This is a genomic window from Candidatus Thiosymbion oneisti, assembly GCF_004359955.1.
Lineage (GTDB): Bacteria > Pseudomonadota > Gammaproteobacteria > Chromatiales > Chromatiaceae > Thiosymbion > Thiosymbion oneisti.
This window is the reverse complement of record NZ_SMSC01000027.1, coordinates 1-26,699: the sequence shown is the minus strand read 5'-3', so window position 1 is coordinate 26,699 and position 26,699 is coordinate 1. Positions and strand designations below refer to the sequence as shown.

27 protein-coding genes, 2 tRNA genes and 1 pseudogene are annotated in these 26,699 nt (G+C 61.4%); 13 read left to right on the top strand and 17 right to left on the bottom strand.

What is annotated here, in order from left to right; genetic code table 11:
• Positions 1-66: 66 nt before the first annotated feature.
• From E1958_RS22255 to E1958_RS15460, 8 genes are all read right to left on the bottom strand, one after another.
• A complete protein-coding gene (locus E1958_RS22255; RefSeq protein WP_481752903.1) occupies positions 67-210 on the bottom strand; it encodes a hypothetical protein in 144 nt (47 codons plus the stop codon).
• 26 nt (positions 211-236) lie between these two features.
• Positions 237-554, bottom strand: coding sequence for a PIN domain-containing protein (locus tag E1958_RS15490; RefSeq protein ID WP_133512668.1), 318 nt, complete (start codon positions 552-554; stop codon positions 237-239).
• A complete protein-coding gene (locus tag E1958_RS15485) occupies positions 551-826 on the bottom strand; it encodes a UPF0175 family protein (RefSeq protein ID WP_133512667.1) in 276 nt (91 codons plus the stop codon). Before E1958_RS15485 ends, E1958_RS15490 begins: the two co-directional genes overlap by 4 nt.
• 352 nt (positions 827-1,178) lie before the next feature.
• The gene (locus tag E1958_RS15480) at positions 1,179-1,871 is read right to left on the bottom strand and encodes a hypothetical protein (RefSeq protein WP_133512666.1); all 693 of its coding nucleotides are present in this window, start codon (positions 1,869-1,871) and stop codon (positions 1,179-1,181) included.
• A gap of 390 nt (positions 1,872-2,261) precedes the next feature.
• Entirely contained in the window at positions 2,262-3,536 is a 1,275-nt protein-coding gene (gene serS, locus E1958_RS15475; RefSeq protein ID WP_133512665.1) for a serine--tRNA ligase, read from the bottom strand.
• Positions 3,530-3,850 carry a DUF190 domain-containing protein gene (locus E1958_RS15470; RefSeq protein ID WP_208108608.1) on the bottom strand — a complete coding sequence of 107 codons (321 nt, stop codon included), beginning with the start codon at positions 3,848-3,850 and terminating at the stop codon, positions 3,530-3,532. The genes serS and E1958_RS15470 overlap by 7 nt, the downstream gene beginning before the upstream one ends.
• Positions 3,847-4,221 carry a fluoride efflux transporter CrcB gene (gene crcB, locus E1958_RS15465; protein ID WP_176722251.1) on the bottom strand — a complete coding sequence of 125 codons (375 nt, stop codon included), beginning with the start codon at positions 4,219-4,221 and terminating at the stop codon, positions 3,847-3,849. The genes E1958_RS15470 and crcB overlap by 4 nt, the downstream gene beginning before the upstream one ends.
• Before the next feature lie 84 nt (positions 4,222-4,305).
• Positions 4,306-4,692 carry a hypothetical protein gene (locus E1958_RS15460; protein ID WP_133512664.1) on the bottom strand — a complete coding sequence of 129 codons (387 nt, stop codon included), beginning with the start codon at positions 4,690-4,692 and terminating at the stop codon, positions 4,306-4,308.
• A 53-nt stretch (positions 4,693-4,745) separates the two neighbouring features.
• On the opposite strand from E1958_RS15460, the gene E1958_RS15455 reads away from it, so the two are divergent.
• Positions 4,746-5,984 (top strand): glycerate kinase type-2 family protein, encoded by a 1,239-nt coding sequence (locus E1958_RS15455; protein ID WP_133512663.1) that lies wholly within the window; start codon positions 4,746-4,748, stop codon positions 5,982-5,984.
• 507 nt (positions 5,985-6,491) lie between these two features.
• On the opposite strand, the gene E1958_RS15450 is transcribed toward E1958_RS15455, so the two are convergent.
• Positions 6,492-7,223 carry a UDP-2,3-diacylglucosamine diphosphatase gene (locus tag E1958_RS15450; RefSeq protein ID WP_133512662.1) on the bottom strand — a complete coding sequence of 244 codons (732 nt, stop codon included), beginning with the start codon at positions 7,221-7,223 and terminating at the stop codon, positions 6,492-6,494.
• A gap of 148 nt (positions 7,224-7,371) precedes the next feature.
• On the bottom strand, positions 7,372-7,686 hold the full coding sequence (locus tag E1958_RS15445) for a (2Fe-2S) ferredoxin domain-containing protein (protein ID WP_089724087.1): 315 nt from the start codon (positions 7,684-7,686) through the stop codon (positions 7,372-7,374).
• Between the two features lie 110 nt (positions 7,687-7,796).
• Here E1958_RS15445 and coq7 point away from each other — a divergent pair, with 110 nt between their 5' ends.
• Positions 7,797-8,441 (top strand): 2-polyprenyl-3-methyl-6-methoxy-1,4-benzoquinone monooxygenase, encoded by a 645-nt coding sequence (gene coq7 / locus E1958_RS15440; RefSeq protein ID WP_089724088.1) that lies wholly within the window; start codon positions 7,797-7,799, stop codon positions 8,439-8,441.
• Positions 8,442-8,694: 253 nt separating this feature from the next.
• A complete protein-coding gene (locus E1958_RS15435) occupies positions 8,695-9,654 on the top strand; it encodes a L,D-transpeptidase family protein (RefSeq protein ID WP_133512661.1) in 960 nt (319 codons plus the stop codon).
• A 6-nt stretch (positions 9,655-9,660) separates the two neighbouring features.
• Here the strand turns inward: E1958_RS15435 and E1958_RS15430 are convergent, their stop codons facing one another.
• Complete coding sequence (locus E1958_RS15430) at positions 9,661-9,861, bottom strand: alanine-zipper protein (RefSeq protein ID WP_089724090.1); 201 nt, start codon at positions 9,859-9,861, stop codon at positions 9,661-9,663.
• Positions 9,862-10,321: 460 nt separating this feature from the next.
• On the opposite strand from E1958_RS15430, the gene E1958_RS15425 reads away from it, so the two are divergent.
• The 4 genes and pseudogenes from E1958_RS15425 to E1958_RS15410 all read left to right on the top strand — a co-directional run bounded on the left by E1958_RS15425 (position 10,322) and on the right by E1958_RS15410 (position 13,956).
• Positions 10,322-10,933: a chorismate--pyruvate lyase family protein gene (locus tag E1958_RS15425; protein WP_133512660.1), complete on the top strand. Its 612-nt coding sequence runs from the start codon at positions 10,322-10,324 to the stop codon at positions 10,931-10,933.
• A gap of 735 nt (positions 10,934-11,668) precedes the next feature.
• Positions 11,669-11,791, top strand: a pseudogene (lptM, locus tag E1958_RS20425) (LPS translocon maturation chaperone LptM); the annotation flags it as partial.
• A gap of 241 nt (positions 11,792-12,032) precedes the next feature.
• Positions 12,033-13,283, top strand: coding sequence for a diaminopimelate decarboxylase (lysA, locus tag E1958_RS15415; protein ID WP_133512658.1), 1,251 nt, complete (start codon positions 12,033-12,035; stop codon positions 13,281-13,283).
• Between the two features lie 4 nt (positions 13,284-13,287).
• Positions 13,288-13,956: a class I SAM-dependent methyltransferase gene (locus E1958_RS15410; protein WP_133512657.1), complete on the top strand. Its 669-nt coding sequence runs from the start codon at positions 13,288-13,290 to the stop codon at positions 13,954-13,956.
• A 675-nt stretch (positions 13,957-14,631) separates the two neighbouring features.
• On the opposite strand, the gene lspA is transcribed toward E1958_RS15410, so the two are convergent.
• Positions 14,632-15,096 (bottom strand): signal peptidase II, encoded by a 465-nt coding sequence (gene lspA / locus E1958_RS15405; RefSeq protein WP_133512687.1) that lies wholly within the window; start codon positions 15,094-15,096, stop codon positions 14,632-14,634.
• Between the two features lie 337 nt (positions 15,097-15,433).
• On the opposite strand from lspA, the gene E1958_RS15400 reads away from it, so the two are divergent.
• The 4 genes from E1958_RS15400 to rsmD all read left to right on the top strand — a co-directional run bounded on the left by E1958_RS15400 (position 15,434) and on the right by rsmD (position 19,676).
• Positions 15,434-15,985 carry a gamma carbonic anhydrase family protein gene (locus E1958_RS15400; protein WP_089724829.1) on the top strand — a complete coding sequence of 184 codons (552 nt, stop codon included), beginning with the start codon at positions 15,434-15,436 and terminating at the stop codon, positions 15,983-15,985.
• Positions 15,986-16,206: 221 nt separating this feature from the next.
• Positions 16,207-16,959, top strand: a complete 753-nt coding sequence (locus tag E1958_RS15395; RefSeq protein WP_133512656.1) for a peroxiredoxin-like family protein — start codon at positions 16,207-16,209, stop codon at positions 16,957-16,959.
• Positions 16,960-17,158: 199 nt separating this feature from the next.
• A complete protein-coding gene (gene purB / locus E1958_RS15390) occupies positions 17,159-18,526 on the top strand; it encodes an adenylosuccinate lyase (protein ID WP_133512655.1) in 1,368 nt (455 codons plus the stop codon).
• Positions 18,527-19,085: 559 nt separating this feature from the next.
• Positions 19,086-19,676 (top strand): 16S rRNA (guanine(966)-N(2))-methyltransferase RsmD, encoded by a 591-nt coding sequence (gene rsmD, locus E1958_RS15385; protein WP_133512654.1) that lies wholly within the window; start codon positions 19,086-19,088, stop codon positions 19,674-19,676.
• 304 nt (positions 19,677-19,980) lie between these two features.
• On the opposite strand, the gene apbC is transcribed toward rsmD, so the two are convergent.
• Positions 19,981-21,084, bottom strand: coding sequence for an iron-sulfur cluster carrier protein ApbC (apbC, locus tag E1958_RS15380; protein ID WP_279381416.1), 1,104 nt, complete (start codon positions 21,082-21,084; stop codon positions 19,981-19,983).
• Between the two features lie 394 nt (positions 21,085-21,478).
• On the opposite strand from apbC, the gene E1958_RS15375 reads away from it, so the two are divergent.
• Positions 21,479-22,141 carry a hypothetical protein gene (locus tag E1958_RS15375; protein ID WP_133512652.1) on the top strand — a complete coding sequence of 221 codons (663 nt, stop codon included), beginning with the start codon at positions 21,479-21,481 and terminating at the stop codon, positions 22,139-22,141.
• Between the two features lie 472 nt (positions 22,142-22,613).
• Here the strand turns inward: E1958_RS15375 and E1958_RS15370 are convergent.
• From E1958_RS15370 to E1958_RS15360, 3 genes are all read right to left on the bottom strand, one after another.
• Positions 22,614-22,690 (bottom strand) — tRNA-Arg (locus tag E1958_RS15370).
• Between the two features lie 18 nt (positions 22,691-22,708).
• Positions 22,709-22,784, bottom strand: a tRNA-Ala gene (locus E1958_RS15365).
• Between the two features lie 203 nt (positions 22,785-22,987).
• Positions 22,988-23,797, bottom strand: coding sequence for a cytochrome C assembly family protein (locus E1958_RS15360; protein ID WP_133512686.1), 810 nt, complete (start codon positions 23,795-23,797; stop codon positions 22,988-22,990).
• 141 nt (positions 23,798-23,938) lie between these two features.
• On the opposite strand from E1958_RS15360, the gene ffh reads away from it, so the two are divergent.
• A complete protein-coding gene (ffh, locus tag E1958_RS15355) occupies positions 23,939-25,312 on the top strand; it encodes a signal recognition particle protein (protein WP_133512651.1) in 1,374 nt (457 codons plus the stop codon).
• A 104-nt stretch (positions 25,313-25,416) separates the two neighbouring features.
• On the opposite strand, the gene E1958_RS15350 is transcribed toward ffh, so the two are convergent.
• Complete coding sequence (locus E1958_RS15350; protein ID WP_243448508.1) at positions 25,417-26,238, bottom strand: uroporphyrinogen-III synthase; 822 nt, start codon at positions 26,236-26,238, stop codon at positions 25,417-25,419.
• Between the last annotated feature and the right edge of the window lie 461 nt (positions 26,239-26,699).

Below are 26,699 nucleotides of genomic sequence, written 5' to 3'. Positions count from 1 at the left end.
TGCGGGTTGCAATCCTGAGTGATTCGGCGCTGTTGGGGGGACCGGACTGAACATCCAGCAATCCTTTCACCATCCCCGGAGCGTGGGAGTCAGAAGTGGAAGCTCTTCCAGAAACCGTTCGCTCAGCCACAATCCACCACGGTCCCTCAGCTCCTCCAATGCGACAAATGGGTTCTCTATGAAGCCCGAATCAGAGGCTGCAAAGATCACACCCACGGTGCCTGTAATATTCAGATTTAACCGGGACGCTGATCGATGGCCTGCCAGATCTCGATGATCAAAAGGTCGCTCTTAATCTGTAAGGCCAATGCAATGGCTGCCGCCTCCCCGGCATCGACTTCGGCCTCCAACAGGCGCAGTAGGTTATCCGTTGCAGGGTCTATCTCCCGGACAAAGGGGAGCGAGTTCCGCCAATCGCCGTGTGTAGCCTGACCTAGGTCCAGCTCGATGGCGACAGCTTTCGGAATGGCAATGCTGCCGTAGAGTTTTTCGAGTAGATCTGCCTTTCCGATCCTCAGTAGACAAGACAGGGGGGTGGTATTGGAAACGATCATCTACCGGCCGGTTTCGCCGCGGCACGAGCGGTGTCGAGATCGCGGAGGGCGTCTGCCGGTGACCCACCCCAGGGCACTCGCCGTCGGGCAAGGAGTTCATCGAATGCGACTCGCTCCATTCGGGCGATCCGACGCGCCGGCGCTCGATCGAGCAGGCCTTCTTTTACGAGAAAGACTGCAAACTCACGCCGTAATTCCTCTTCGGCCCGCCCGGGGGGTAGCTTGAGAGAATGGGCGGCATCTTCCGGTATCTGAAGCGAGACAGCAGACATGATCGAGCCTTCCTTTCATAGCAAACGCCTTTCCGAATCCTAAGCATAGGAGGACCGCTGGACAAGCAGTAGGACTTCCTAAGTGAAAGGTTGATTGCTCAATGACTACAATAGACTGCATATCATTGCCGCCAGCCTATTACCGCTCTGGCGGTTTCTCGCTCGCCCTCGCTTGGCCGAAGCTCAACCCCCGGCAGGGCGAATAGCAGGGCGAAAAAAATTTCGCCGCGACAAATTTTGCTTGAGGCAGCGCGGGCGCGGCTGCGAATTCCACCAGGCCGGTAATCTCCTAAAAATGTGCAGGCCGGTGAGATATGAAAACCGGCCACCGACGGCAAGCGCCATCGCTTCCCTACAGCTCTACGTCCAACAGGACGCGATAGGCGGCCTGCTTATGCTCCGGTTGCCTGCGGTAGGCACACAACAGGGCGGACTCCTGGTGGGAAAGCTCGGCGGGACCCTGGCGACCCAGGAGTTCGGTAATCCGGTGCAGATCCGCTGCTTCCGCCCGGCGACTATGAGGCAGGAAGGTTTGCCGTAGCTCATAGGGACCCAGTTTGCCCGCCTGCAGCCGTTCCAGCTCCGGCTCGCCGATCGCAGTGAGATGCAGGCGATCCATTGCCATCTCCTGCATCATCGCATGTCCTACCTCGGCCACCAGGATGGTGGCTATGTATTGGGTCACGGCGTTCCGGGCAATAGGCCGCCGCTCGGAGCGAGTAAGCACCAGGGCCGGTATTCGTGTGAGCTCCGATGTGGTCAGTAGATGATACTGCTCATCTCCGTTTTGCTTCCGGAGCAGGGTTACTCCGTCCTGGTCCGTGAGGTGCCGCACACAGAAGGGTACGGCATCCCCCGTCAACAGCCAATCGATAGAGACGCCCTCTGCCCGATGAATGATCTCCAGGGCGTCCGCCGTCGGCACCTGACCCAGAAACATCTGGGTGATGCGTGTGCCTCGAATACCCAAGGCCTGTCCCCATGGGTGTTTTTTCCGCCCACCCAAAATAAAATTTATTCTCTCTAAAAAATCTTTATTACTCATTTAAAAATTATTCCTGGAATTATACTTATAAACAGTAATACGCCTTATCCGCCGTTTTGGCAAGCCAACTTCTAAGGTTCGCTCGGATCGGATTCAGATAAAGCGATGTTTTTAAAAGGTTTTATATGCGCTCATCCGGCCCGCCGGAGGCTTTGCGTACCCGTGCCGAGAGCTGGGACCATGCGCTCGCGGGTAGTGGTAAATCTTTAACTGGTAGAGGGTTAGGTTGGGTTGCTGCGCGGCTCGGCGGACTCAATTCTTTTGGGACTATCAGCTACTCTATCAGTTAGAAATTTACCACTACCCGCGCCTTTGTGGTTCAAATTGATGCGGTTCGCTCCGGTCCCGTCCCTGGGGCCGACGCTCACCCCATCCTACGCGGGCTGGTAATCAGTCCAGCATCTCCATCCCGCCCAGATAGCCCCGCAACGCCTCGGGTATCCGCACGCTGCCGTCCGCCTGCTGATAGTTCTCCAGCACTGCCACCAGGGTCCGGCCTACGGCCAGGCCCGAGCCGTTGAGGGTATGGACCAGCTCGGGCCTGCCGGTCTCCGGGTTGCGCCAACGGGCCTGCATCCGCCGCGCCTGAAAATCCTCGAAATTGCTGCAGGACGAAATCTCCCGGTATCTCTGTTGGCCCGGCAGCCAGACCTCCAGATCATAGGTCTTGGCGGCGGAGAAACCGAGATCCCCCGTGCATAGGGTCACCACCCGGTAAGGCAGGCCAAGGCGCTTAAGGATCGTCTCGGCATGGCCGGTGAGCTCTTCCAGGGTGGCATGGGAGTCCTGCGGACGCACCGCCTGTACCAGCTCCACCTTCTCGAATTGGTGGTGGCGGATCATGCCTCGGGTGTCCTTGCCGTAGGAGCCCGCCTCGCTGCGGAAACAGGGGGTGTGGGCCACCCACTTGCGGGGCATGTAATCGGCATCGATGATGCAATCCCGGACCAGATTGGTGACCGGGACCTCCGCGGTAGGGATCAGGAACAGATCCCGCTCCCCCGGAATCTTGAACAGGTCCGCCTCGAACTTCGGCAGTTGAGCCGTGCCGTACAGACTCTCCGCGTTGACCAGGTAAGGAACATAGGTCTCGGTATAGCCGTGCTCGGCGGTGTGGGTGTCCAGCATGAATTGGATCAAGGCCCGGTGTAGTCGGGCCAGGGGACCGCTCAGGACCACGAAGCGCGAGCCGGCCAGCTTGGCCGCCGTGTCGAAATCCATCCAGCCCCTGGGCACGCCCAGGTCCACGTGATCTTTGGGCGCGAAGTCGAAGACCTGCGGCTCGCCCCAACGCCGCTCCTCGCGATTGTCATTCTCCCCCGTACCGTCCGGGACGCTGGCGTGGGGGAGGTTCGGCAGATCCAGGGCGAGCCCCTGCAATGCTTCCTGCAGGTCGGCAAGCCGCGCCTGGGCCGTTTTGAGCCGCTCGCCCAGGTCGGCCACCTCCGCCAGCAGGGGTGCCGTGTCTTCCCCCGCGGCCTTGGCCTTGCCGATAGCTTTGGAACGGCGGTTGCGTTCGTTCTGCAGCGCCTGGGTCTCGACCTGCAACGCCTTGCGTTGGGTCTCCAGGGCCTCGCAGCGCTCCTTGTCCAGCGTCACGCCCCGCCGTGCCAACTGCGCGGCTACAAAGGAGCGCTCGCTCCGCAACCGTCGAGGATCTAGCATGGTTTCCCGCCCCCTTCGATGGTAACCGGCCAGGACACCACATGCCCCGGCGCGACGAAATCCGCAATCCGCTCGATGGCCCGCTCCGCCTTCTCCGGCAGGTCGAAGAACTCGAGCACCAACGGCAGATCCACCGAGAGATCCACCAGCGAGGCCTCGTGTACCACCCCCGAGCCCCCATAGCCGGCGATCCCCCGCATGACGGTGACGCCGCATACCTGCAGCTCGTCATGCAGGCATCTGAGTAGGGATTTCATCTCGTGATCCGACTCCGAGAGATAGACCCGGACCATCAGGGCACGGACGCGACTCACAGCCACCTCCCGAGCAACAGGCCCACCCAGCAGGCCAACACACAGACCAGCACACTCAGCACCAGGTTGAGCAAGGCCCGGCCCGGATAGCCCCCTTCAATCAGTGCCAGGGTCTCCATCGAGAAAGTGGAAAAGGTGGTGAAGGCCCCCAGAAACCCCACCAGCACGGCGGCCCGCAGCTCTGGCCCGGCGGTCGACCGCTCCATGAAGAGCACAAACAGCAGGCCCATCAGAAAGGACCCCAGGGTGTTTACCACCAGTGTCCCCCAGGGCAGGTCCCGGCCCAGCAGGCGATAGACACCGCTCGACATCCAAAAACGCCCCAGGGCCCCCAATGCACCGCCGCCGGCAATGGCCAAGATCTGCAGCAAGCCCCTGTCCTCCTCCCAAAGTCAGATAGTCTACACCGGTGCGCCGTCTCCCACCGTGTTTGGCACGCGGCGGCCGGGGCGAGCCTATATAACCTTGTTGTGGTGGGTCGGGTTAGACGCGCCTTCCGGCGTTGACGGGTATCTGCGGGACCGAACGCGCCGTAACCCGACAACCCCGTCTTCCGAATCCGCAGAGGCGCTCGAAGATCCCCGCTCACGGAAATCGGTTGAGCAAAGCCGTAGATACTCTGTTCCGATTATGCAGCTGATGACATAGTGCAGGAGTGTGGCCCCGACGGCGAGGAAGACGCCGACGCTCCCGGCGATGAGCTCTATCTTCCCGACCCCGGAGTAGGTGAGCGTCAACCAGGTGAGATAGGCGCTTACCCCGGCGACGAAGAACACCACGAAGAAGGACAGGGCGGGCGAGCTGCATTTCCGGCAAAGTTTCGTTGAGCGGAACCTGTTCATTCTTTTATCTTTGCCATTTTATACCTCGTTGTGTCTCGTCGCGGAGGTTTCCAATGGAAGTCGATGCTGTCCCTCGTCGCCTGCTCGCCGGAGTCTTCGATCAAGCCCTGGGGGCAGTGCGGGGGCGGTCGGTGGTGCGGCGGGCCTTGCGGGCACGGGGAATCGAGGGAGCCGTGATCCTCATCGCCGTGGGCAAGGCAGCCCAGTCCATGACCGAGGGCGCCTGGGACGCTCTGGGCGAGCAGATCCGTGGCGGGCTGGTGATCTCCAAGCCGGGCCATCTGGTCCCCGGGCAGCTGGCGCGCTTCGGCCTTGAAGGTGTTGTCGGTGGGCATCCCGTCCCCACCGCCGGCAGTCTGGATGCGGGACGGCGTCTGCAACGGGTGTTGGACGGAGCGGGCGAGGAGACCTTGCTGTTTCTGATTTCCGGTGGCGCCTCCAGTCTCGTGGAGGTGCCGGCCGCCGGGCTCGGTCGCGCGGAGTTGGCGCGCATCAACGCTTGGCTCCTGGGCAGCGGATTGCCGATCGAGGCCATGAACCTCATCCGCAAGTCGGTCTCCCGCATCAAGGGTGGTGGGCTCCTGACCAGGCTCGGGGGACGCGATCCGCGGGTGCTGGCTATCTCGGACGTGCCAGGAGACGATCCGGGCGTCATCGGCTCCGGGCTGCTGGTTCCCGAACCCCGGCTCGCGGCGCGGCTGGCGGCGCTGGAGCTGCCGGATTGGCTACGGACCTGGACCAAGCGGGCGATGGCCGAGCGTACCGGCATCCCGGAGCAAGGCCCCGAGATCGAGCTGGTGGCAACCCTGGACATCGCCAAGGATACCGCTGCGGCCGTTGCTCGGGATGCAGGGCTCGAGGTCCATCTGCATCGGGAATTCCTGGCAGGCGATGCTGCCGAGCGGGGAAGGGCGCTGGCCCGGCGGTTACTCGACGGACCGACCGGGCTACATATCTGGGGTGGCGAGACGACTGTGCGTCTGCCCGAGCGCCCTGGGCGCGGCGGGCGCAATCAGCAGCTGGCCCTGTCCGCGGCGGTGGTATTGGCCGGACGGGATGACTGCTGCCTGCTCAGCGGCGGTACCGACGGCACCGACGGCCCCACCGACGATGCCGGCGGCCTGGTGGACGGCGGCACCCTGTACCGGGCGGAACAGGCCGGATTCGACGCCGATGCCACGCTGGCCGCGGCGGATGCAGGTACCCTGCTGGCCGCCACCGGCGATCTGATCCACACCGGTCCCACCGGCACCAATGTGATGGATCTGGTGTTGGGTCTTAAGGTGGGTTGACGTTTAGCGAACCGCATCAGCCAAGTAGATAGGGATGCGCCATGCTCGAAATCGAAATCGGGGTCGAAATCGGGATTCCGATTGCGGTCCCGATCCCGATTTCGGTTTGCGTTGCGACGCACCAAATCTCGCTGATCGTCCGCCGGGTCAGTGCCGGCGTCTTAACGCAACCTACGCCCATATTTCCCACCACGCGGTCTGCCCGCACGGACCTCGCGTCGAGTGTAGGATGCGGTGAGCGCGCTGGCTCCGAGCTTACTAGCCGGTCCAGGCCCTTCTCGCGCGAACCGCATCAATGAATGGCCCGTACCCGACCAGTTGGGTACGCCCACTGTCCACAGATGCGGTTCGCGGCCTGCCTGCCCCGTCCCTGGGACGGTCGGCAGGTGCTCATCGCACCATTGATGCGGTTCGCGCCTCCTCGTGGTGCCATCCTGTAAGACCTACCACGCTCACCGCATCCTACGGGCGGTGGTGCCGGAATCGACGTCTTAACACAACACGACGCTAACCGGGCCTGATCTCTTCTCGCTCCCAGCCGTTCTCCGAAACCGCCAATATTTCACTTCGGTCTGCGTACCATTCGGCGAGCACAAGACGGGTCACGGGGTTGCCGTCGAGCGTGAAGGAATGGTCCGCCGGTCGGTGGGTATGGCCGTGGATCAGCCGTCGGGCCGAAAAACGACGCATGTATTCTTCAACCGTCCGCTGGTTCACGTCCATGATCGCTGGTGTCTTCTCTGCTATGGCCACGCCACTCTTCCGGCGGTAGTCGTCGGCGATGGCGCGCCGCTTGGGTAGGGACTTCCAGAGAAAAAGACGCCGCACGACGGGGTTGCGTATGCGTCGGCGGAACTTCTGATAGGGCACGTCGTCTGTACACAACAGATCCCCGTGCATGAGCAGGGTGGGGGTTCCCGCCAGCTCCACCGATGTAGGGTCTGCGAGCAGTGTACAGCCGGTATCACGGGTGAAGGTGCGCCCGATCAGAAAATCCCGGTTGCCGTGCATCAGGTAGCAGCTGGTGCCTGCTTCCGTCAGCCTGCGCAATGCGGCGCGGATCTCGGGATAGGGGGGTTGGTCGTCGTCATCGCCGATCCAGGTATCGAACAGATCACCGAGGATGTAGAGAGCCTGGGCCTCCCGCGCGCGCTTGCGGAGAAAGCCGAGAAAGCACTCGACCGTGACTGGTCGGTCGGGGGCCAGGTGGAGATCGGAGATGAAGAGGGTAGCGGGCATTGGGGGAGGGGTCGGTCGGGGGTCCGGAACAGAGTCCGCGGCGAGACTGTACAAAGAACTGCGTAATCTGCGGATGGAGGATGTCGTTACAAACCCTTGCCCGCGGGTGCGAGAAACGGCTTGTAGAATCACGCTGCTTTATGGCGCTTCAATCCGATAATCGCAGGCGTTCCACGCTCCGGCCTCCGACTAGGTGTTCGGTCAGGATCTCCTCGATGTCTTCCCGGTCCACATAGGTGTACCAGGTAGCCTCGGGATAGACCACGATCACCGGACCTTCGGCGCAACGGTCCAGGCAACCTGCCGTGTTGATGCGAACGCCCCCGGGACCTGCGATGCCCAGCTCCTTGGAACGCCGCTTCATGTGATCGCGCAGACCCGACGCGTCGCACTGGGCGCAACATTGGCTGCCGTCGTCCCGCTGGTTGGTGCAGAAAAATACATGGTAACGATAATAAGCCATGATCGACATCCGACTGCTGGAATGATGGGCACAGGTTACCATCTTGAACCCGCCTGATCGCCGGCGCACAATCAAAGGCAGCTATCATCGAACTACCCGCTTTATCAGCCATGACCACACGCAAGTTCAGTCCCCTCGACCGGGTCCTGCTCAATCTGGACCGGGCCGTACGCACCGTCTTCGGCAGACCGCAGACCACCGGGCGGCCCAATCCGGCCGGGGGTATCGCCGAGACCGAGCTCTCCGAGCAGGAGCGCAGACACATCGCACGCCTGATGCGGATCAACCATACCGGGGAGGTCTGTGCCCAGGCCCTTTACCAGGGTCAGGCCCTCACCGCCCGTCTACCCGAGGTACGACGCGCTATGGAGCGCTCGGCCCGGGAAGAGAACGACCACCTCCAATGGTGTGAGACCCGCATCGATGAGCTCGGCGACCGCAAGAGCCTCCTTAATCCGTTGTGGTACGCGGGTTCCTTCACCATCGGCGCCCTCGCCGGGCTGGCGGGTGACAAATGGAGCCTGGGATTCGTGGTCGAGACCGAGCGCCAGGTGGAAGGTCACCTGGACCAGCATTTAGCTAAGATCCCCGTAATCGACCGGAAGACCCGCGCCGTCCTCGACGAGATGAAGGCGGACGAGATTCACCACGCGGAAATAGCTCACGCCGCCGGAGGCGTATCCCTGCCGGGACCGGTCAAGCTCGCCATGCGCTTGGCGTCGAAGGTCATGACCCGCAGTGTTTACCGGATCTAGGGTGGGTTGACATTCACAACCGAACGGCTGATTTCGGGCGTTGGGAAAAAGGACACCGGGAGCTTGAAACGGAGGCCTTGTCACCTTACCGTTCTCGATTGGGACTCGCCTACCATGAATCCTGTCGATGACCCGCATCGAACACATTGCTCGGCCGAATCGTCCATGGGAGTGGCTTTGATCTTTGCGGCCTGGGCAAGCGGCACCCACTTGAGGCGACCTTAACCACTGCCGCGAAAATTGGAGGGGCCTAATGAAACGACAGCAACCACAGAGGAACCCGCAATCGGGATGGGTAGCGGCGCTTGGCCTCGCCCTGGTGGGCGTCAGTTGTGCGTTGCCGGCGGCCCAGACCGGCTATTGGCTCCCGAACCCTGATGACAGTGTCTTCGGCCAAATCTTCTATGTGAAGAGCGAGCGCAAGGATACCCTGTTGGATCTGGGCCGCCGGAGCGGATTCGGCTATGACGAGATGAAGTCCGCCAATCCCGGGGTGGACACCTGGTTACCGGGCAAGGGCACCCATGTCCTCGTGCCTGCTCAATATGTGTTGCCCCAGGCCCCGCGGCAGGGACTAGTGCTCAACCTGGCGGAGAAACGGCTCTATTACTTCCCCACGTCCGGCAAAGTGGTCACCTACGCCGTCAGCATCGGGCGCGAGGGCTGGGACACGCCGCTCGGTAACTTCAGCATTGTGAGCAAGGTCAAGGACCCGACCTGGACGCCCCCGGCCTCTATTCGCGCTGAGCACGCGGAGCAGGGAGAGATTCTGCCGGCGGTAGTTCCGGCAGGGCCGGACAATCCCTTGGGACAATACGCCCTGCGCCTGAGCGCCAAGAAGTATCTCATCCACGGCACCAACAAGCCCTGGGGGCTCGGTATGCAGGTCAGCCACGGTTGTATCCGTATGTACCCGGAGGACATCGAGCAGCTGTTCCCGGAGGTCCCGATCGCCACACCCGTCACGATCGTCTACCAACCCTTCAAGGTCGGTTGGCGCGACAATGACCTCTATCTGGAGGTCCACGCCAAGGACAAAGACAAGTCTAGATCCCCCAAGGAGGTCATCCCGCCGGCGATCGCCGAGGCGCAGGGGGTGAATGTGGACTGGAGGGAAGTGCGTAGGGCCATAAAAGAAAACACCGGCCTTCCACACCTGGTGGGAGGCCGGCAACAGCCGCCGCAGCGGCTCTATCTGGATAGGATCTTCTAACTGCGCTTACTTGCGCATCGTCTTCTGGAACATGCGGTCCAGGCGCTCGGTGTTGGCGTCGCAGCACGCCTGAGCGTCGGTGGCCTTGTCGTAGGCTTCCTGGACCTTCTTCTCAAGGTCCTTAGTGACCGTAGCGCATCCACCTAGTAGGCCGATGCCCAAGACGGCAGCTGCGGACAGAGAAGTGAGCGTAATCGTTTTCGACATTGGTGTGTCTCCTTGTGTGGAAAAAGCCAATCGGCCCTTTTTTATATCACATTGAGTGGGATTTTTCCGAGCATCGAGAATAATAGCGTATGTAGGATAAGGGGTCTAAACCTATTGCAAGGCTACACGCAACATGCAGCTGAGATGATATCCTCTTAATTTGAAGAAAAGCAAGGCAGTCGATCCCAACCTCGCCGGCAGCAGCCGGGACCGACGCGGGTATTTAGAGGCCTGATCCTGAGGTATCCCCACAAATCAGCCTCTGGCTCCCACGCTCCAGCGTCATGAAACCTGGTCCCGACGGAGGAGGGATCTGACGCTCCAGCGTCGATTAAGCGCCTCGGTCGGCTAACCGCCAACGCCGATTAACGCAGAGGAGCTGCGTCCGCTGGAGCGGACAAGACGGCGTTCCCATGCTGGAACGCGGGAACGAGCGCATACATGACCAAGATCCGCTGAGATGGTACGGCGCTACTACGACAAGACAGAAGATACCGGGGACGGGAACCCCTTCCGAGGCCACCAGGGCTTCCTGGGCGATGCCCACATCCGGCGCGCCGGCGGAGCGGACATGCCGATCCGCGAGCTGCCGCCGTTCCTGCGTGCCCTTCTGGTCATGGACGGCACCGTCACCAAGATCCTCGAGGCCTATTTCTGGGAGCCGGTGGAGGTCGTGACCCTAAGACAGGAGTTCGTCCACGCCGAGCGTCCCATCCCGTGGATACGGATCGACCCCGGCGACCGGGTGTTGATCCGCCGCGCGCGTCTCAACGGCATAGAAAGCAAACGCGCCTATGCCACGGCCTTCTCGGTCATACGCACCCAGCTGATGCCGGAGGCTTTCAAGTTACAGCTGATCAGCCGCCGGATCGGCATCGGCGTACTGATTCGCGACAGTGGCCTGGAGAGCTACCGCGAGGTGCTGGAGATAGGTATCGAGCCGGCGGGTGGGAGCGGCGACCCGACCGCCCTCGATGAATCGGATCTTGTCTTCCGCACCTATCGCATCCTCATCGACGGCGAGCCGGTGATCCTGATTACCGAGCACTTTCCCCTAGATTTATACAGATGATCGAATGACTAGCGAGGCTTCACCTCAAATCGACGAGTCGTGAGTCGCTGTCGGCAAGAACCACGGATGAACACGAATGGACACGGATCTTTAAAATTAGTCGCTACCAGCTACCAGCTACCAGCTTTTCTCTCGTTCCCACGCGCCGCGTGGGAACGCGGAAGCTCCGAGCCGCAGAGTGTCTCGGAGAGGCTACGAGCCCTAGTCCGCAGGTCGGGTCAAGCGCGTGCTTGGGTGTTCGGTCGAGGACCGTAGGGCGGGAAAGCGCCGCGCATCCCGCCGTGCGGTGGGATGCGGCCATCCAGCCTGTGAAAACCATTGGTCAGTGCAGATAACAACCGGCAAGGGAACCACGGATGAACACGGATGGAGACCAATCCGTGTTTATCTGTGTCTATCCGTGGTTCGATATAGCGAGGATCAGATAGTGCTCTCGTTCCCACGCGCCGCGTGGGAACGCGGAAGCTCCGCGCCGCGGAGGGTCTCGGAGAGGCTACGCGCCCTAGTCCGTCGGTCGGGTCAGCGCGTGCTTAGGTGTTCGGTCGAGGACCGTAGGGCGGGAAAGCGCCGCGCATCCCGCCTTGCGGTGGGATGCGGCCATCCCTGGCCTTTCCCACCCTACGCGGGCTGTTGGCTCACACGCTTGGCTTTCACGCTCCAGCGCCAAAACTAGCAGAATCGATCGAAACCAGGCACTAGAATTCACCACTACCCAAAATTCCAGCGGATCTGAACATGCGTTGTCGGGCACACTATCTCCTGATCGCGGTCATCACCCTGTCGGGTATGGGACAGATGATCGTCGCCTGCGGTCAAAAGGGGGATCTCTACCTCCCGGAGCCGGAACCCGCGCAGCAAACGACGGCGGGTACCGAGACCAAGGCGGTACGGCAGGCTAAAGCCGATGGCAAGGCAGCGGCGGAAGCAGGACCCGCGGCGGCTTCCGAAGCCAGGCAGCCGGGATCGGAACCCGCGCAGCAAACGATGGCCGGTGCTGAGGCCGACGCGGTGCGGCAAGTTGCAACCGAGGATGAGTCGGCAGTGAAGGCAGGGCCCACGGCGGCTTCCGGGGTTGAACAGCCGGAGCAGGAATAGATCGATGGACTACTTTCAGTACCGGGGTACCGAGTTACACGCCGAAGATCTGCCCGTCGCCGCCATCGCGGAGCGCTTCGGTACCCCCTGCTACGTCTATTCCCGCGCCGCCCTCGAGCGTCATTGGCACGCCTTCGATGATGCATTCGGAAATCGGTCTCACCTGATCTGCTTCGCCGTCAAGGCCAATCCCAACCTCGCGGTACTGAACGTCCTGGCGCGCCTGGGCTCGGGTTTCGACATCGTCTCCGTGGGTGAGCTCACCCGGGTGCTGGCCGCCGGCGGAGATGTCTCCAAGGTGATCTTCTCCGGTGTCGGCAAGCGCGGTGACGAGATCCGCCGGGCCCTGGAGCTGAACATCCGCTGCTTCAACATCGAGTCGGAGCAGGAGTTGGAGCGCATCGATGCCATCGCCGGGGAGTTGGGCACCCAGGCCCCTGTTGCCGTGCGGGTCAACCCGGACGTAGATGCCCGCACCCATCCCTACATCGCCACGGGACTCAAGGAGAACAAGTTCGGCATCGACATCCAGGCAGCGGAGGCCGTCTACCGGCGGGCGGCGACCTTACCCAATCTGCTGGTGACCGGCATCGACTGCCACATCGGCTCCCAGCTGACGGAGCTTGCCCCCTTCGTCACCGCCCTGGAACGGGTCCTGGCGTTGGCGGACAGGCTGGAGCAATCCGGTATCCCCATCGTCCATCTGGATCTGGGCGGGGGGCTCGGTATCCGCTACACCGACGAGCAACCGCCGGCGCCGGATGTCTACGCCCGGGCCCTCGATCATCTCCTCACAGGACGCCGCTACACGCTCATCCTGGAGCCGGGGCGGGCCATCGCCGGCAATGCGGGAATCCTGCTGACCCGGGTGGAGTACCTCAAGGCCACCGGGCGTCGACACTTCGCCATCGTCGATGCGGCGATGAACGACCTGCTGCGCCCGGCCCTCTACCAGGCACGGCAGCAGGTCGTACCCGTGCTGCGTAATCGCACCGGAGCGCGTGCCCGTTACGATCTGGTGGGTCCGGTCTGCGAGACGGGGGACTTTCTCGCCGAGGAGCAGGCTCTGACCTTGACCCCGGGCGACCTGCTGGCGGTGCGTTCCAGCGGTGCCTATGGCTTTAGCATGAGCTCCAACTACAACAGCCGCCCACGGGTCGCGGAGGTCATGGTGGATGGCGCCGAATCCTACCTGGTAAGACGCCGCGAATCCCTCACAGACCTTTACCGGGGCGAATCTGTCCTGCCCGGATAACCCGATGCAACGCCGACCGGAACCCGAATTGATGACGGAGGCCGAACAGGCCCGCGCCTACGCCCAAGCCGACTCCTCCGAGCCCAACGCGCTCTTCATCCGGTTGCTCGACGCCCTGAAGCCGGGCGAGCTCACCGGGGCCCGCGCCCTGGATCTGGGCTGCGGACCGGCCGACATTACCCTGCGCTTCCTTAAGGCCTACCCCCAAGCCGAATGCGATGCGCTGGACGGCTCGGCCGCCATGCTGGGGGAGGCCCGCCGGGCGCTGGACGAGCGGCCGGGATTGGCCAGGCGTTGTCGGCTGGTCCGGGATGTCCTACCCTCCACGCGCATCCCCCAATCCGCCTATGATCTGGTGCTCTCCAACAGTCTGCTCCATCACCTGCACGATCCCCAGGTCCTGTGGCAAAGCATCCGCACCGCCGCCAAGCCGGGCGCCAGCGTGCTGGTCATGGACCTGATGCGCCCCCCATCGGCCATGTGGGCCGAGTCCCTGGTGGTGGCCTACGCCGCAGATGCCCCGGAGGTGTTGCGCAAGGACTTCCGCAACTCCCTGTTCGCCGCCTTCGAGCCCCAGGAAGTGGTTGCCCAGCTCAAGCAGGCGGGGCTCTCCGAGCTCGAGGTCGGCGTCGTCAGCGATCGCCACCTGGCGGTACAGGGGCGGCTCGGTTAAGCGCAGCAGATCCCGTGCAGGGAAGAAGGTCCCTTTTTAGAGTCCGCAAATGGACACGAATCGGAAAGCTCTCCGGTGGCGGGTAAGTTTTAAGTCTATGAAATTTAAACCACAGAGAACACAGAGGACACTGAGAAGAGAACTAGTCAATTCTCTGTGTCCTCTGTGCCCTCTGTGGTTCAAAATCAAGTTAGGGTAGGGTCCGCTGTGCGGACCGCCTACAGGTTGCGACCATTTTCCTTGGTGAAAATCCGCGCAATCCGTGGATAAAGTCAGGCTCTTTATGGATTCCAGACTGTTTTGGAGTGCGCCGGCAAAGCGGCGCGGTCGAATCGAACCTCAGCAATCGGGGATACCCGTGGTGTTTACCGGGAACCTGGACGCCGGGTTGCGCACGCGCCGCGGCGACGGCGCTTTCCCCTGGCCGCCGTGCCTTTACGTTACCGAATCCAAAGCGGCGGCGGGTCGGTACGCTCGGCCCGTTCCGCGGCTGGGTCGGGTCCCGCGGATTCCGGTCGCTATCGGGGTCAGGTTGCCGCCGCACTCCAAAACATCCGGTCGTGCCCTTCCATAATCGTCAGCAGTCCGGAATCCATAAAGAGCCAACCCGGAAACATAAAAAGCCCCTCGCCGGGGGAGGGGTCGGGGAGAGGGAATCAAATGCCCAACCTGCACTCATCGTGCCTTCCCTGCGCGCAGATTGCCGAGGAGTAATAGGATCACACCCAGGGTGATGGCGCTGTCGGCCACATTGAACGCCGGCCAGTGCCAGTCGCCCACATAGAGGTCGATGAAATCCACTACGCGGCCCGTGAGCACGCGGTCGATCAGGTTTCCCACTGCCCCACCGACGATCAGAGAGAGGGCGGCGGCCATGAGGCGTTCCCGCGGCCCGAGCCGCAGCAGCCAAATGACCAGCACTACCGACATCAGGATGGCGAAGCAGGCGAAGAACCAGCGTTGCCAACCCCCGGCGCTGGCCAAGAAGCTGAAGGCGGCCCCCTCGTTATACATCAAGGTCAGGTTGAGCAGCGGTACCAGGGGCAAGGGGCGATAGGGATCCAGCATAGCCGCGGCCAACCACTTGGTCGCCTGGTCGAGCACCACGACCAGCACGGAGAGCCACAGCCATCGGGCCATCGCCGGGTTTGTTATCAGCTGCATTGGTCTGTCGATGCTCTAGTAGGTCGTCTCTCGTTCCCACGCTCCGGGACCCCGGTGATTTTGCCTCGTCGATGAAGGGCCGTACCTTGGGTCGAGGCTCCACGCTATCTGCGAAGCGTCAACTATAAAGCCGGAAACGCGACCGGACCAGCGTCGGGAAGCAAATTTGCCGGCTGCCAGCTAACAGTCACCGGCTTCCAGTGGCTGGCAGCCGGCGACTGGTAGCTGGTACTGATTTATACGCACTTGCCCTGGGGCAACCCCGATTGGTGATAGCATTATGGGTCCTGATGCCTTACCCCGAGGAGTACCCATGTCCAATGTCCGTTTCTTTCGAGGAAAACATCCCCAAATCGCCGCTGACGCCTGGATCGATGCCTCTGCTATCGTCATCGGCGATGTGAAGGTCGGCCCGCGCTCGTCGATCTGGCCCTTGTGTGTTATCCGCGGCGACGTCCATCGCATCGAGATCGGGACCGCTACCAATATTCAGGACGGCACCATCCTGCATGTCTCTCACGACAGCCGCTTCCTGCCCGGGGGCGCGCCTGTCATCATCCACGACCAGGTAACCGTGGGTCATCAGGCCGTACTGCACGGCTGCGAGATCAGAGACCATTGTCTGATCGGGATCGGCGCGCGGGTGCTGGACCGAGCGGTGCTCGAACCCCGCACCATGGTGGGTGCCGGCTCACTGGTGCCACCGGGCAAGGAGCTCGAGGGCGGCTACCTCTGGGTGGGGACGCCGGTCAAGCGCATTCGGGCTTTGAAGGATCCGGAGATCGAGTATCTGGACTATGTGGCCGAGCATTATGCCAAACTCGCAGACGGACATAGAGATGAGGCCACTGGTCAGCTGTCTTGAGCCCCGGTCGGCACGCCGGGTTTGCCGTTCGCTCCCGCAGGTAATCAGTAATCGGGTTCGCCTTCGCCTACCGTTAACGGAGGTTCCATGGGGCGACTAATCCCATGCGAAAATTAAAGGGTTCTACGATGTTCGAGATGTTTTCTTTGGGGCGGGTTCACGCACTCTGGTAACGGATCCGAAGCTGCTGTCGCCGATCAAGTGATGAGAGGAAAGGAACCATGTACCACAATCGATTTGTTCTGGCTGTCTTGGTTTTGTCCGTACTCTTCCCCGTCGCGGCGCTTAGCGGCACGTCCGAGCCCGTTCCGAGCTACCAGGAGGCCCTCGATGCCTTCAACGCCGAGCATGCCAAGTCCGATGCTCCACCTTTGGGCGCTGAGGACCGCCGGATTATGGAAGATGCCGCCCAGGAGCTGGCCGTTCGGATGCCGGAGCCTGGCCTCAAGGTCGGGGACAAGGCCCCGGACTTCAGCCTGCCTAACGCCTTCGGTCGGCAGGTACGCCTGGCCGACCTCCTGGGGCAGGGAGCGGTCGTCCTCACCTTCTACCGTGGCGCCTGGTGCCCCTATTGCAACCTCCAGCTGCACGCCCTGCACCGGACATTGCCGCACATCGAACAGCAGGGGGCACGGTTGGTGGCGGTGACCCCGCAGCTGCCGGACAAGTCCCGTGAGCAGGTCGCAAAGGACGGCTATCCGTTCGAGATCCTGAGCGACCTCGACGACCAAGTGATGAAGCAATACCGGCTCTATTTCGAGGTGCCCTCGGAACTGAGCGACCTGTACCAGCGGCGCTTCTCCCTGGATCTCGCCGACTACAACGGCGCGGGCCGCTATGTGCTGCCCGTGCCGGCCACCTTCGTGATCGATCGGGACGGTGTGGTGCGGGCCGCCTTCGCCGATGTGGACTACCGTAAGCGTATGGAGCCTGCTGCCATTCTGGCGGCGCTGAAGGGGCTTGGGACCAGGTAGGATCCAGAGGCGAACGCACGTATCCATCTTCCGGGGACATGGCCTCGGCAGACTTTTCTGCCTGGCGGTGGACAGCCGCCTGCGGATCGACTTTTTCAGCATCAGGAACTGCGGCCAGGCTCGGGTTTTGAAAAGGTTTATACGCGCTTGTCTGTCGAGCTGCCGAATCCCAGCGGTATTCTGAGGAGGATTTCCCATCATGGCGCTTTCCAGCCTGACTGCCGTATCTCCGGTAGATGGTCGCTATGGCTCTAAGACCTCGGACCTGCGGCCCATCTTCAGTGAATTTGGCCTGATCCGACACCGTATCTTGGTGGAGATACGCTGGTTCCAGGCCCTGGCCGACCACCCGGGCATCACCGAGGTCCCACCCCTATCCGAGCACGCGACCGGTATTCTGAATGGGATCCTGGAGAATTTCTCGGAAGCGGATGCGAGCCGAATCAAGGATATCGAACGCACGACCAACCACGACGTCAAGGCGGTGGAGTATTTCATCAAAGAGCGCATCGCCGGTGATGCCGAGCTCGAGGCGGTGAGCGAGTTCATCCATTTCGCCTGCACCTCCGAGGATATCAATAACCTGTCCCACGCCCTGATGTTGCGCGAAGGGCGCGGACAAGTGCTGATCCCCCGGATGGATGAAGTCGTGGAGGCGGTCCGTGGCCTTGCGCACGAGCTCGCGGGCCTGCCGATGCTCTCGCGTACCCATGGTCAACCCGCGTCCCCCACCACCCTGGGCAAGGAGATGGCCAACGTGGTCTACCGGCTCGACCGCCAGCGAAAGCAGGTGGCCGAGGTGCGGCTGCTGGGCAAGATCAACGGTGCCGTAGGTAACTATAATGCCCACCTTGCCGCCTATCCGGACCTCGACTGGCCGGGGTTTGCCTACGGTTTCGTCGAGTCGCTCGGTCTCGACTGGAATCCCTATAGCATCCAGATCGAGCCCCACGACTACATAGCGGAGCTGTTCGACGCCAGCGCCCGCTTCAACACTATCCTCATCGACTTCTGCCGCGACCTTTGGGGCTACATCGCGCTCGGTTACTTCCGGCAGAAGACGGTGGCAGACGAGATCGGTTCATCCACCATGCCCCACAAGGTCAATCCCATCGACTTCGAGAACGCCGAGGGGAACCTGGGGTTGGCAAACGCCATCTTCGGGCACCTGGCCCAGAAGCTCCCGATCTCACGTTGGCAGCGGGACCTGACCGACTCTACCGTGCTGCGTAACCTGGGGGTCGGGTTTGCCCACACCAGCATTGCGTTGCAATCCATCCTGCGCGGAGTCGGTAAGCTGGAGCCGGACACAGAGTGCCTGGCGGCCGATCTGGATGCCAATTGGGAGGTCCTGGCGGAGCCGGTCCAGACGGTGATGCGGCGCTACGGGGTCGAGCAACCCTACGAGAAGCTCAAGGCGTTGACCCGTGGTCATCGGATCACCCAGGCGGACCTGGCGCGGTTCATCGACTCCCTGGATATCCCGGACGCTGCCAAGGCCCGTCTGAAGGCGCTGAGTCCGGGGAGCTACACCGGAAATGCCTCAGCTCAGGCAAGGGCAATTTGAGATTGGAGTCCGATTCTGCGTTATTTTGGGTTGCCCGAGAAGGCGTCTTTTTAATCCGCAGATTACGCAGATTTTCACAGATTGTTTCGTTCTTAATCTGCGCAAATCTGCGTAATCTGTGGATAAAGAAAGTCCGGTCCCCCAAACAGCGCCAAATCATCCAGGATTGCTCAAGACTCCCTTCAATTGTTCTGGATCATGATCCGTGGGAACTTGGCCGCATAATCCTTCGCCTACAGGGACAGCTTGGCCGCGGTCCTGCGGGCAATCTCCCGGTAGATCTCGCTGATGCGTGAATCGGGCTGAGCCACGAGGGATCTTTTCCCTCCGGACAACACCAAATCATTCAGGATCGCACCCGCAACATCTCCGGTCCCCAAACGGCCTAATATGTCAACATGCCCTAGTACCTAGTTTCAACCGATGTTGCAAGTTCATAGTATCTGCTGGCTCACACGCTTGGCTTACCTGCTCCAGTGTGTGGACTAGCAATATCGATCGAAACTAGGTACTAGCCCTTCGGATATCTCGGTCCAGACCTCAGGTTTCTGCCCAAGCTATGCGAGCGGGCAATAAGGGTCAGCTGCGCATTATCGGCGGTCGCTACCGGGGGCGCAGGCTGTCGATACCCGCGCAACCTGGGCTGCGTCCCACGGCGGATCGGGTGCGCGAGACCCTGTTCAACTGGTTGCAGCCGGTTATCCTCGGTTCCCGTTGCCTGGATCTCTTTGCCGGCAGCGGTGCCCTGGGCTTCGAAGCGGCCTCCCGCGGCGCGGACGAGGTGCTCATGATCGACTGTTCCGAGCCCGTGACCCAGGTGCTAGCGGCCAGCGCCCGCAGCCTGGGCGCTGCTCAGGTCCGAGTCCGCAGGGCGGATGCCCTGCGCTGGCTAGCCGGGAGTGGTGGACCCTTCGATCTCGTCTTCCTGGATCCGCCCTTCCACAAGGACCTGTTGGCACCGAGTTGTACCCTGCTGAGCAGTAGAGGCTGGCTCGCCCCCGGGGCACTGGTCTACCTGGAGGTACCGGCAAACCGAGCGGTCCTTAGCCTACCTCCGGATTGGACACTGATACGCGATAAACGGGCCGGCCAGGTGCGCTTTGCGCTCGCCGCCGTTGAACCGCAAAAGTGCAACGGACCCGAAGGGTAGGTCAGGTTAGGCATGTGTTGAGCGGTTCAAATTACACAACCTGGCGTCCTGTTGCGTTACGCCGCATTCGACACCGTGCCTGTCCGGGCTCGATCCTGGGTTATTTGGTGTTGGTTGTGGGATCTGACTGGCGCTATTCGGCGTTATTTGGTGTTGTCCGCGCAGGCGTCTTTTTAATCCGCAGATTACGCAGATTTTCACAGATTGTTTCGTTCTTAATCTGTGAAAATCTGCGTAATCTGTGGATAAAGAAAGTCCGGTCCCCAAATAGCACCAAATCATCCAGGATTGCTCAAGACCCTCCTCAATTGTTCTGGATCACGATCCGTGGGAACTTGGCCGCATAATCCTTCGCCTGCAGGGACAGCTTGGCCGCGGTCCTGCGGGCAATCTCCCGGTAGATCTCGCTGCTGCGTGAATCGGGCTGAGCCACGACGGTCGGCCTACCGCCGTCCGTCTCCTGCCGGATGTCGATATCCAACGGTAGTGCGCCCAGCAGTTGCACCCCGTACTGCTCGGCCATGGCCTGACCCCCACCCTCGCCGAAGATGTGCTCCTCGTGCCCGCACTTGGAACAGATATGGATGCTCATGTTCTCCACGATACCCAGCACCGGCACCTCCACCTTCTGGAACATCTTCAGGCCCTTGCGGGCATCCAGCAGCGCGATATCCTGGGGTGTGGTGACGATGACCGCACCGGAGACGGGCACCTTTTGGGCCAGGGTGAGCTGGGTATCGCCGGTGCCGGGCGGCAGGTCGATCACCAGATAGTCCAGATCCGACCAATTGGTATCATTGAGCAATTGCTCCAGGGCCTGGGTCACCATGGGGCCACGCCAGATCATCGGCGTCTCCTCGTCGATCAGGAAACCGATAGACATGGCCTGGAGGTGGTAGCTGTTCATAGGCTCGAGCGTGTTGCCGTCCCTCGAGTCCGGTTTACCGGTGATGCCGAGCATGCGTGGCTGTGAGGGACCATAGATGTCCGCATCCAGAATACCGGTCTTGGCGCCTTCGGCGGACAGCGCCAGGGCCAGATTGACCGCAGTGGTCGACTTGCCGACGCCGCCCTTGCCGGACGCTACGGCGACGATGTTCTTGACGTTGTCGATCGGCTTCAGCGACTTCTGGACCGAGTGTGCGACCACGGACCAGGTGACATCGACCTCGGCCCGGGTGACGCCTTCCAACCCTTCCACCGCCGCTTTGACCTCGGCAGCGATCGCCGCCGCCACGGTCTTGGCCGGAAAGCCAAGGACGACCTCGATCTTGACCCGGTCCCCCTCGATCTCGACGCCCTTGACGCACCCGGCGCTGACCAGATCCTTTTCCAGGTGGGGCTCTCGGTAACCCTTGATCGCCGCTTCGACTTGTTCTTTGGTAACTGCTGACATGGTTTGCTCCATCTGGTCAGGCGCCGAACCTGTCGGTCCGCCCCGAAGTTCGCGAGAACACAATAAACAACCTGGTCGCTATTCTATCCGAATAGCCGCCGATCCCCCCGCGACAGTTGGTCTTTATGTCAGGATTTCAAGCTCGGACTGACTGATAGTGGCTCAGTTCGCGAAAAATCGGAAATTGCGAAAAAACGCAATGACGCAAGGATGCCAAGACGCAAAGAAAGAACAAAGAAACTTTGCGTCTTGGCGCCATTGCGTCGTGGCGTTAAATGGGCCGGAAAGTGAGCGGCCAAGCATAAAATTTTCAAACTGAGCCACTGCCGACTGACTCCTTCCCTTGCATCCGGGCCGTGAGCCGGCTATTTTTCCCAGCGGTTTCTTAAGATTCTCGGAGCTGATTGTGGCAGCCGTCATCGAGCGCATCGACAGCCTCGAACAGACTGTGCAGGATTTCGTCAGGAATGCCGACGTCCAGTTCAACCGGCTTTACAACTCACAGCTACAGACGGAAGCGGAGCTGCGCCTATTCAAGGACGAAATGCGCGTATTCAAGGACGAAATGCGTGTATTCAAGGATGAAATGCGCGACTTTAAGGACGAGACGCGCCGGCAGCTTCGGGAGATGAACAAAAAGTGGGGGGAGCTCTCCAACAAGCTGGGCACCCTGGTCGAAGACCTGGTTGCCCCGAGTCTACCCCGTATCATCGAGGAACGCCTGAACGAGCCCGCCTATGACCTCATGGTGCGGCTCAAGCGCCGTTTACCCGACGGGCGCGTGAAGGAATTCGACGCCCTGGTGGTCACCCCCGATTGCGTCTGCCTCAACAGCACCAAGGCGACCCTGCGCAGCGGCGACGTGGATGGCTTCGTGGCCGACATCGCCGAGTTCCGGACCTTCTTTCCTGAGCACGATGCCCTGCCCTTGGTGGGAATCCTTGCCAGTCTCAGCGTAGAAAAGAACGTGCTCACCTACGCGGAGAAACAGGGTTTTCTGGTGCTGGCGGTCGGTGATGAACTCATGGAGGTCAAGAACCGGCCCGGTTTCGAGCCGCGGCGTTGGTGACCCTAGCATCGTGTTGGGTTACGGCGCGTTTGGCCCTGTCGCTGTACTTCGGGATCGGACAGCGCGCCTAACCCAACCTACTCGCCGATGCCGACATCGGGCATTGCCGGTTCCCGCGGTTTTGCCATCCCCGACAACCGGATGCCGGCGTCCCCGCCGGAATGACGCTTTGGTTGCCGGATTGCCGGCGGGCTCGGCTTGTGGATGGGCTCGCTTTGCGGGTGGGGACGCCCGCGGTCCCAGCTAGAAGTGGCGTCTCGCCGCCTGGGACCGCGGACGTCCCGTCCGCATTTGGGTGTAGGTTGCGTTAAGACGCCGGCACTGACCTGCAGACGGTCCGAGCCTTTGGGCGTCGAACGCAACCCGTCAAACCCTGTCCCGACGCAGGAGGGATCTTTCTTGTCCCGACGTAGGAGGGATCTTTTCCCTCCGGACAACGCCGAATAATTCAGGATTGCCGGGCTCGGTTCGATGGTACCCTCGACAGGATTCGAACCTGTGACCTATCGCTTAGGAGGCGATCGCTCTATCCTGCTGAGCTACGAGGGCGGGTGATGGGAGGGCGGGTGGTGGAGCCGAGGGGGATCGAACCCCTGACCTTCGCATTGCGAACGCGACGCTCTCCCGGCTGAGCTACGGCCCCGATCTGATCTACCCATGTCACACCTGGGTTTCACGCTGCGCTACAAAGGACGCACACCCGCTCGCGACATTGCACCGCAAATCCGCAGGACCCATAGGCGACGGGTATGTTAAGAAGTCCCTATTGAAGGATAAAATTCTAGCATTTCTGCCCGGGCAGGCGCGTATAAATTTCCTTCCCGATTAACAGGCACTGGGGTCCGCTCAGCGTTGCAGGATAAGCTCTAGCACCGCCTTGCTGCCGAAGTAGGCCAGCACCAGGATAACGAAGCCGCTCAGGGTCCAGATGATGGCCGTGCGACCGCGCCAGCCGTAGCGCAGGCGCCCCAGGAGCAGGGTACCGAAGACCAGCCAGCCGAGGGTAGAGAGCACGGTCTTATGCACCAGGTGCTGGGCGAACATGTCCTCCAGGAAGGCAAAGCCGCTCGCCAAGGCGAGGGTAAGCAGCACGAATCCCACGCCGATCATCTCGAACAGCAGGCTCTCCATGGTCTGCAGCGGGGGCAGGGCGCGCAGGAAACCGGCCGGTTGTCGACTATGCAGGTGATGATCCTGCACCGCCAGCAGGATTGCCTGTACGCTGGCCAGGGTCAGCAGGCTGTAAGCGAGCATGGAGAGCAATACGTGGATCTTGATGGGCCAGCCCGTGGATTCACGCATAAAGCCCTGGCTTGGGTAGCGGGCTTCCAGAAACAGGGTCAGGGCCGCTACGGGCAGGATGAGAATCCCTAGATTCTCGACCGGCTTGGTGAGGCTGGAGACGAGCAGGAGCGCGACGACGGTCCAGGCGGCCAGGGCCAGGGCGTTGAAGAAGGCCAGGTTGAGTCCCGGCTGGCTGAAGATGGCGTCGTAAATGAGCCAGGTGTGCAGAATCAGTCCCGCGAACCCGACCATCAGGATGGAGGGGTGTCCGGGTAGAGCGGGCTGGTCACGGCGAAACAGCCGCAGGGCGATGAGAGAACCGCAGATCAGATAGAGCAGGATGGCGACAGATGAAATCAGGGTGTGACTCATGGTGGCGGATGATGACATAAAGCAGGGCGTCGGGAAAAGCCGATGCGGCACCCAGGGCGGGTGCGTATAGTTGCAAGGCCACGTGATCTCTCCGTAAGGGTGCCGGTGGAGTCGCGGCGCTTGTTCCCCATGAGGTAGCTGATGTTCGAGAATCTCCAGGATCGTCTCGGCGGTGTTCTGAAGAATGTCCGGGGCCGGGGCCGGCTCACCGAGTCGAATATCAAGGACACCATGCGCGAGGTGCGCATGGCCCTACTCGAGGCCGATGTGGCCCTTCCCGTGGTACGTGAATTTGTGGAGCAGGTGCGCGGGAAGGCTATGGGGGAGGATGTCCTCACGAGCCTCACCCCGGGCCAGGCCCTGATCAAGATCGTCAATGACGAGCTGATGGGCCTGATGGGAGAGGCCAACCAGGGTCTGGACCTGAACGTTCAGCCTCCCGCGGTGATCCTGATGGCGGGCCTGCAGGGCTCGGGAAAGACCACCAGCGTCGCTAAGCTCGCCCGCTGGCTGCTGGAGAAGCAGCACAAGAAGGTCATGGTGGTAAGCTGTGACATCTACCGGCCGGCCGCCATCGAGCAGCTGCGGACGCTCGCCGCGGAGGTGCAGGTCGAATGCTTTCCCAGCAGCGGCGACCAGGATCCGGTGGATATCGCCCGGAGGGCCCACGAGGCCGCGCAGCAGGGTCTTTTCGACGTCTTGATCGTCGACACCGCGGGCCGTCTCCACGTGGACGTGGCCATGATGGACGAGATCAGGGCCTTGCATGGGGCCATCGATCCGGCCGAGACCCTGTTCGTGGTAGACAGTATGACCGGCCAGGACGCGGCCAACACCGCCAAGGCGTTCGACGCGGCCCTGCCCCTGACCGGCGTGGTGTTGACCAAGGCCGACGGCGATGCCCGCGGCGGTGCCGCCCTCTCGATCCGCCACATCACGGGCAAGCCCATCAAGTTCCTCGGCGTGGGCGAGAAGACCGCTGCCCTGGAGCCTTTCCACCCGGACCGAGTGGCCTCGCGCATCTTGGGTATGGGGGATGTGCTCTCGCTGGTCGAAGAGGTGCAGAATAAGGTCGACCACGAACAGGCCCAAAGGTTGGTCAAGAAGCTCAAGCGGGGAAAGGGTTTCGACCTGGCGGACTTCCGTGAGCAACTGTTGCAGATGTCCAATCTCGGGGGCTTGACCGAGTTCATGGATAAGCTTCCGGGCATGAACGAGATTCCGGATCAAGTCAAGAATCAGGTGAACGACAAGGAGCTGGTCAAGCTGATCGCCATCATCAACGCTATGACCCCACACGAGCGGCAGTTCCCGGCCATCATCAAAGGCTCGCGTAAGCGCCGCATCGCTACCGGCTCGGGGACCCAGGTTCAGGACATCAACCGGCTGCTCAAACAGTTCTCCCAGATGCAGAAGATGATGAAGAAGATGAAGAGCGGGGGCATGGCGAAGATGATGCGCGGCCTCAAGGGTCGGATACCGGGCGGGATGCCGCCTGGGAGGCTGCCTTTTTAGGGCGAGTGCGTATGAACCGCTTGTGGGTAGTGGTAAATTTCTAACTGATAGAGTATTGGTAGTCCCAAAAGAATTGAGTCCGCCGAGCCGCGCAGCAACCCAAGCTACCCTCTACCAGTTAAAGATTTACCACTGCCCGCTTGTGGGGTGGTTTCGATAATACGGCACAGGGCCGCGAGAACGGCTGTGTCCGAGGCGCCGTCCGCCACCTCCACGCGGGTAAACCCGAGCGCCGTGGCGGTTTTCCCGGTACGTTCGCTGACGACCACCAGGGACGTGGCGAGCAGCAGATCCCGTCCCTTCCCCCCGATCAATGTGAGCAGATTCTCCAGTATCTCTCCGCTGGTAGCCGTGGCGAGCTGTACGTCTCGCCGCCAGCGTGTCAATAAGGAAGCGGCATCGGTGACGGGAAGCGTGCGGCGGTAAACCTCGGCGTAGGCGAGCCGTGCACCCCGCTCGATCAGGGTATTTCCCAACAGACCACGGCCGCCTACTCCGCGCACAATCAACACCCGTCGGCCGTCGAGATCCGCGAGCTCCGGGAGCGCCAGCAGAGACTCACTGTCGAAGCGGCCGGTGGGCATCAGATCCGGGACCCGACCGGCAAGGGTCAGGGCCTGGGCGGTAGCCGCGCCGACTGCACCCAATCGTGGGTCCGGGGGCAAGCGACAATCGGGGAACAAAGGCAAGGCCTGCTCAACCGCGTTGCGACTGACAAACAGGATCAGGTCCCACTCTCGGGCCAGCAGCTCCCGGGCCGGTTCCCGATTCGCTACGGGCTCGATGGCGACGGTGGGGAAACGGATGGCCCTACCTCCAGCGGCCGCGACGAGCCGACACAACCCCTCAGCCTGGGCCGCGGGACGGGTGATCAGCACCCCCCGACCAGCGAGGTCGCAGGGATTCAAGGGCTTATTGTTTGCCAATTGGATCCTGGATCACTTCGTTCTTAAGAGCGATTTTTTGTCAGAAACCGGTGGCCTTGTCCTCAGCCCGATCCGCAGGGCACCTTGAAAAATACAGTTTTCGTCAACGGTATGTCTAAATAATCAATGGGTTGGAGTCTCTCGATTGGTAAAAACACCTATTTTTCAAGGTGCCCTCAAGCAGATTGTATTCGTGCATCATTCTCCGAGGCTCCGGGGTCACATCATCTATTCCATTGGTTGTCTTCGGGATTCCGCCGTTTTCTTTGCCCGCAACCTATCCAAACACAAGTTGAAATCAATGTTCGAGGGGAGGACAGTGGGCCGTTCCCGACTTGCTACGAGCTCCCTCGCTCTCTTTTGTAACTCATCTTGGCATGTGGCAAAGAGGATATTGCCTTCCTCGAAGCCCTCCAGGGGATAGCCGTAGGGCTGTTCGGAAAAATCCGATAAGGGAGGGG

What these genes read in the sequence shown, in the direction of transcription:
- E1958_RS15490 (WP_133512668.1), bottom strand. Translation starts at nt 554, where the DNA reads ATGATCGTTTCCAATACCACCCCCCTGTCTTGTCTACTGAGGATCGGA.
- E1958_RS15485 (WP_133512667.1), bottom strand. Translation starts at nt 826, where the DNA reads ATGTCTGCTGTCTCGCTTCAGATACCGGAAGATGCCGCCCATTCTCTC.
- E1958_RS15480 (WP_133512666.1), bottom strand. Translation starts at nt 1,871, where the DNA reads ATGAGTAATAAAGATTTTTTAGAGAGAATAAATTTTATTTTGGGTGGG.
- serS (WP_133512665.1), bottom strand. Translation starts at nt 3,536, where the DNA reads ATGCTAGATCCTCGACGGTTGCGGAGCGAGCGCTCCTTTGTAGCCGCG.
- E1958_RS15460 (WP_133512664.1), bottom strand. Translation starts at nt 4,692, where the DNA reads ATGAACAGGTTCCGCTCAACGAAACTTTGCCGGAAATGCAGCTCGCCC.
- E1958_RS15455 (WP_133512663.1), top strand. Translation starts at nt 4,746, where the DNA reads ATGGAAGTCGATGCTGTCCCTCGTCGCCTGCTCGCCGGAGTCTTCGAT.
- E1958_RS15450 (WP_133512662.1), bottom strand. Translation starts at nt 7,223, where the DNA reads ATGCCCGCTACCCTCTTCATCTCCGATCTCCACCTGGCCCCCGACCGA.
- E1958_RS15445 (WP_089724087.1), bottom strand. Translation starts at nt 7,686, where the DNA reads ATGGCTTATTATCGTTACCATGTATTTTTCTGCACCAACCAGCGGGAC.
- coq7 (WP_089724088.1), top strand. Translation starts at nt 7,797, where the DNA reads ATGACCACACGCAAGTTCAGTCCCCTCGACCGGGTCCTGCTCAATCTG.
- E1958_RS15435 (WP_133512661.1), top strand. Translation starts at nt 8,695, where the DNA reads ATGAAACGACAGCAACCACAGAGGAACCCGCAATCGGGATGGGTAGCG.
- E1958_RS15430 (WP_089724090.1), bottom strand. Translation starts at nt 9,861, where the DNA reads ATGTCGAAAACGATTACGCTCACTTCTCTGTCCGCAGCTGCCGTCTTG.
- E1958_RS15425 (WP_133512660.1), top strand. Translation starts at nt 10,322, where the DNA reads ATGGTACGGCGCTACTACGACAAGACAGAAGATACCGGGGACGGGAAC.
- lysA (WP_133512658.1), top strand. Translation starts at nt 12,033, where the DNA reads ATGGACTACTTTCAGTACCGGGGTACCGAGTTACACGCCGAAGATCTG.
- E1958_RS15410 (WP_133512657.1), top strand. Translation starts at nt 13,288, where the DNA reads ATGCAACGCCGACCGGAACCCGAATTGATGACGGAGGCCGAACAGGCC.
- lspA (WP_133512687.1), bottom strand. Translation starts at nt 15,096, where the DNA reads ATGGCCCGATGGCTGTGGCTCTCCGTGCTGGTCGTGGTGCTCGACCAG.
- E1958_RS15400 (WP_089724829.1), top strand. Translation starts at nt 15,434, where the DNA reads ATGTCCAATGTCCGTTTCTTTCGAGGAAAACATCCCCAAATCGCCGCT.
- E1958_RS15395 (WP_133512656.1), top strand. Translation starts at nt 16,207, where the DNA reads ATGTACCACAATCGATTTGTTCTGGCTGTCTTGGTTTTGTCCGTACTC.
- purB (WP_133512655.1), top strand. Translation starts at nt 17,159, where the DNA reads ATGGCGCTTTCCAGCCTGACTGCCGTATCTCCGGTAGATGGTCGCTAT.
- rsmD (WP_133512654.1), top strand. Translation starts at nt 19,086, where the DNA reads ATGCGAGCGGGCAATAAGGGTCAGCTGCGCATTATCGGCGGTCGCTAC.
- apbC (WP_279381416.1), bottom strand. Translation starts at nt 21,084, where the DNA reads ATGGAGCAAACCATGTCAGCAGTTACCAAAGAACAAGTCGAAGCGGCG.
- E1958_RS15360 (WP_133512686.1), bottom strand. Translation starts at nt 23,797, where the DNA reads ATGAGTCACACCCTGATTTCATCTGTCGCCATCCTGCTCTATCTGATC.
- ffh (WP_133512651.1), top strand. Translation starts at nt 23,939, where the DNA reads ATGTTCGAGAATCTCCAGGATCGTCTCGGCGGTGTTCTGAAGAATGTC.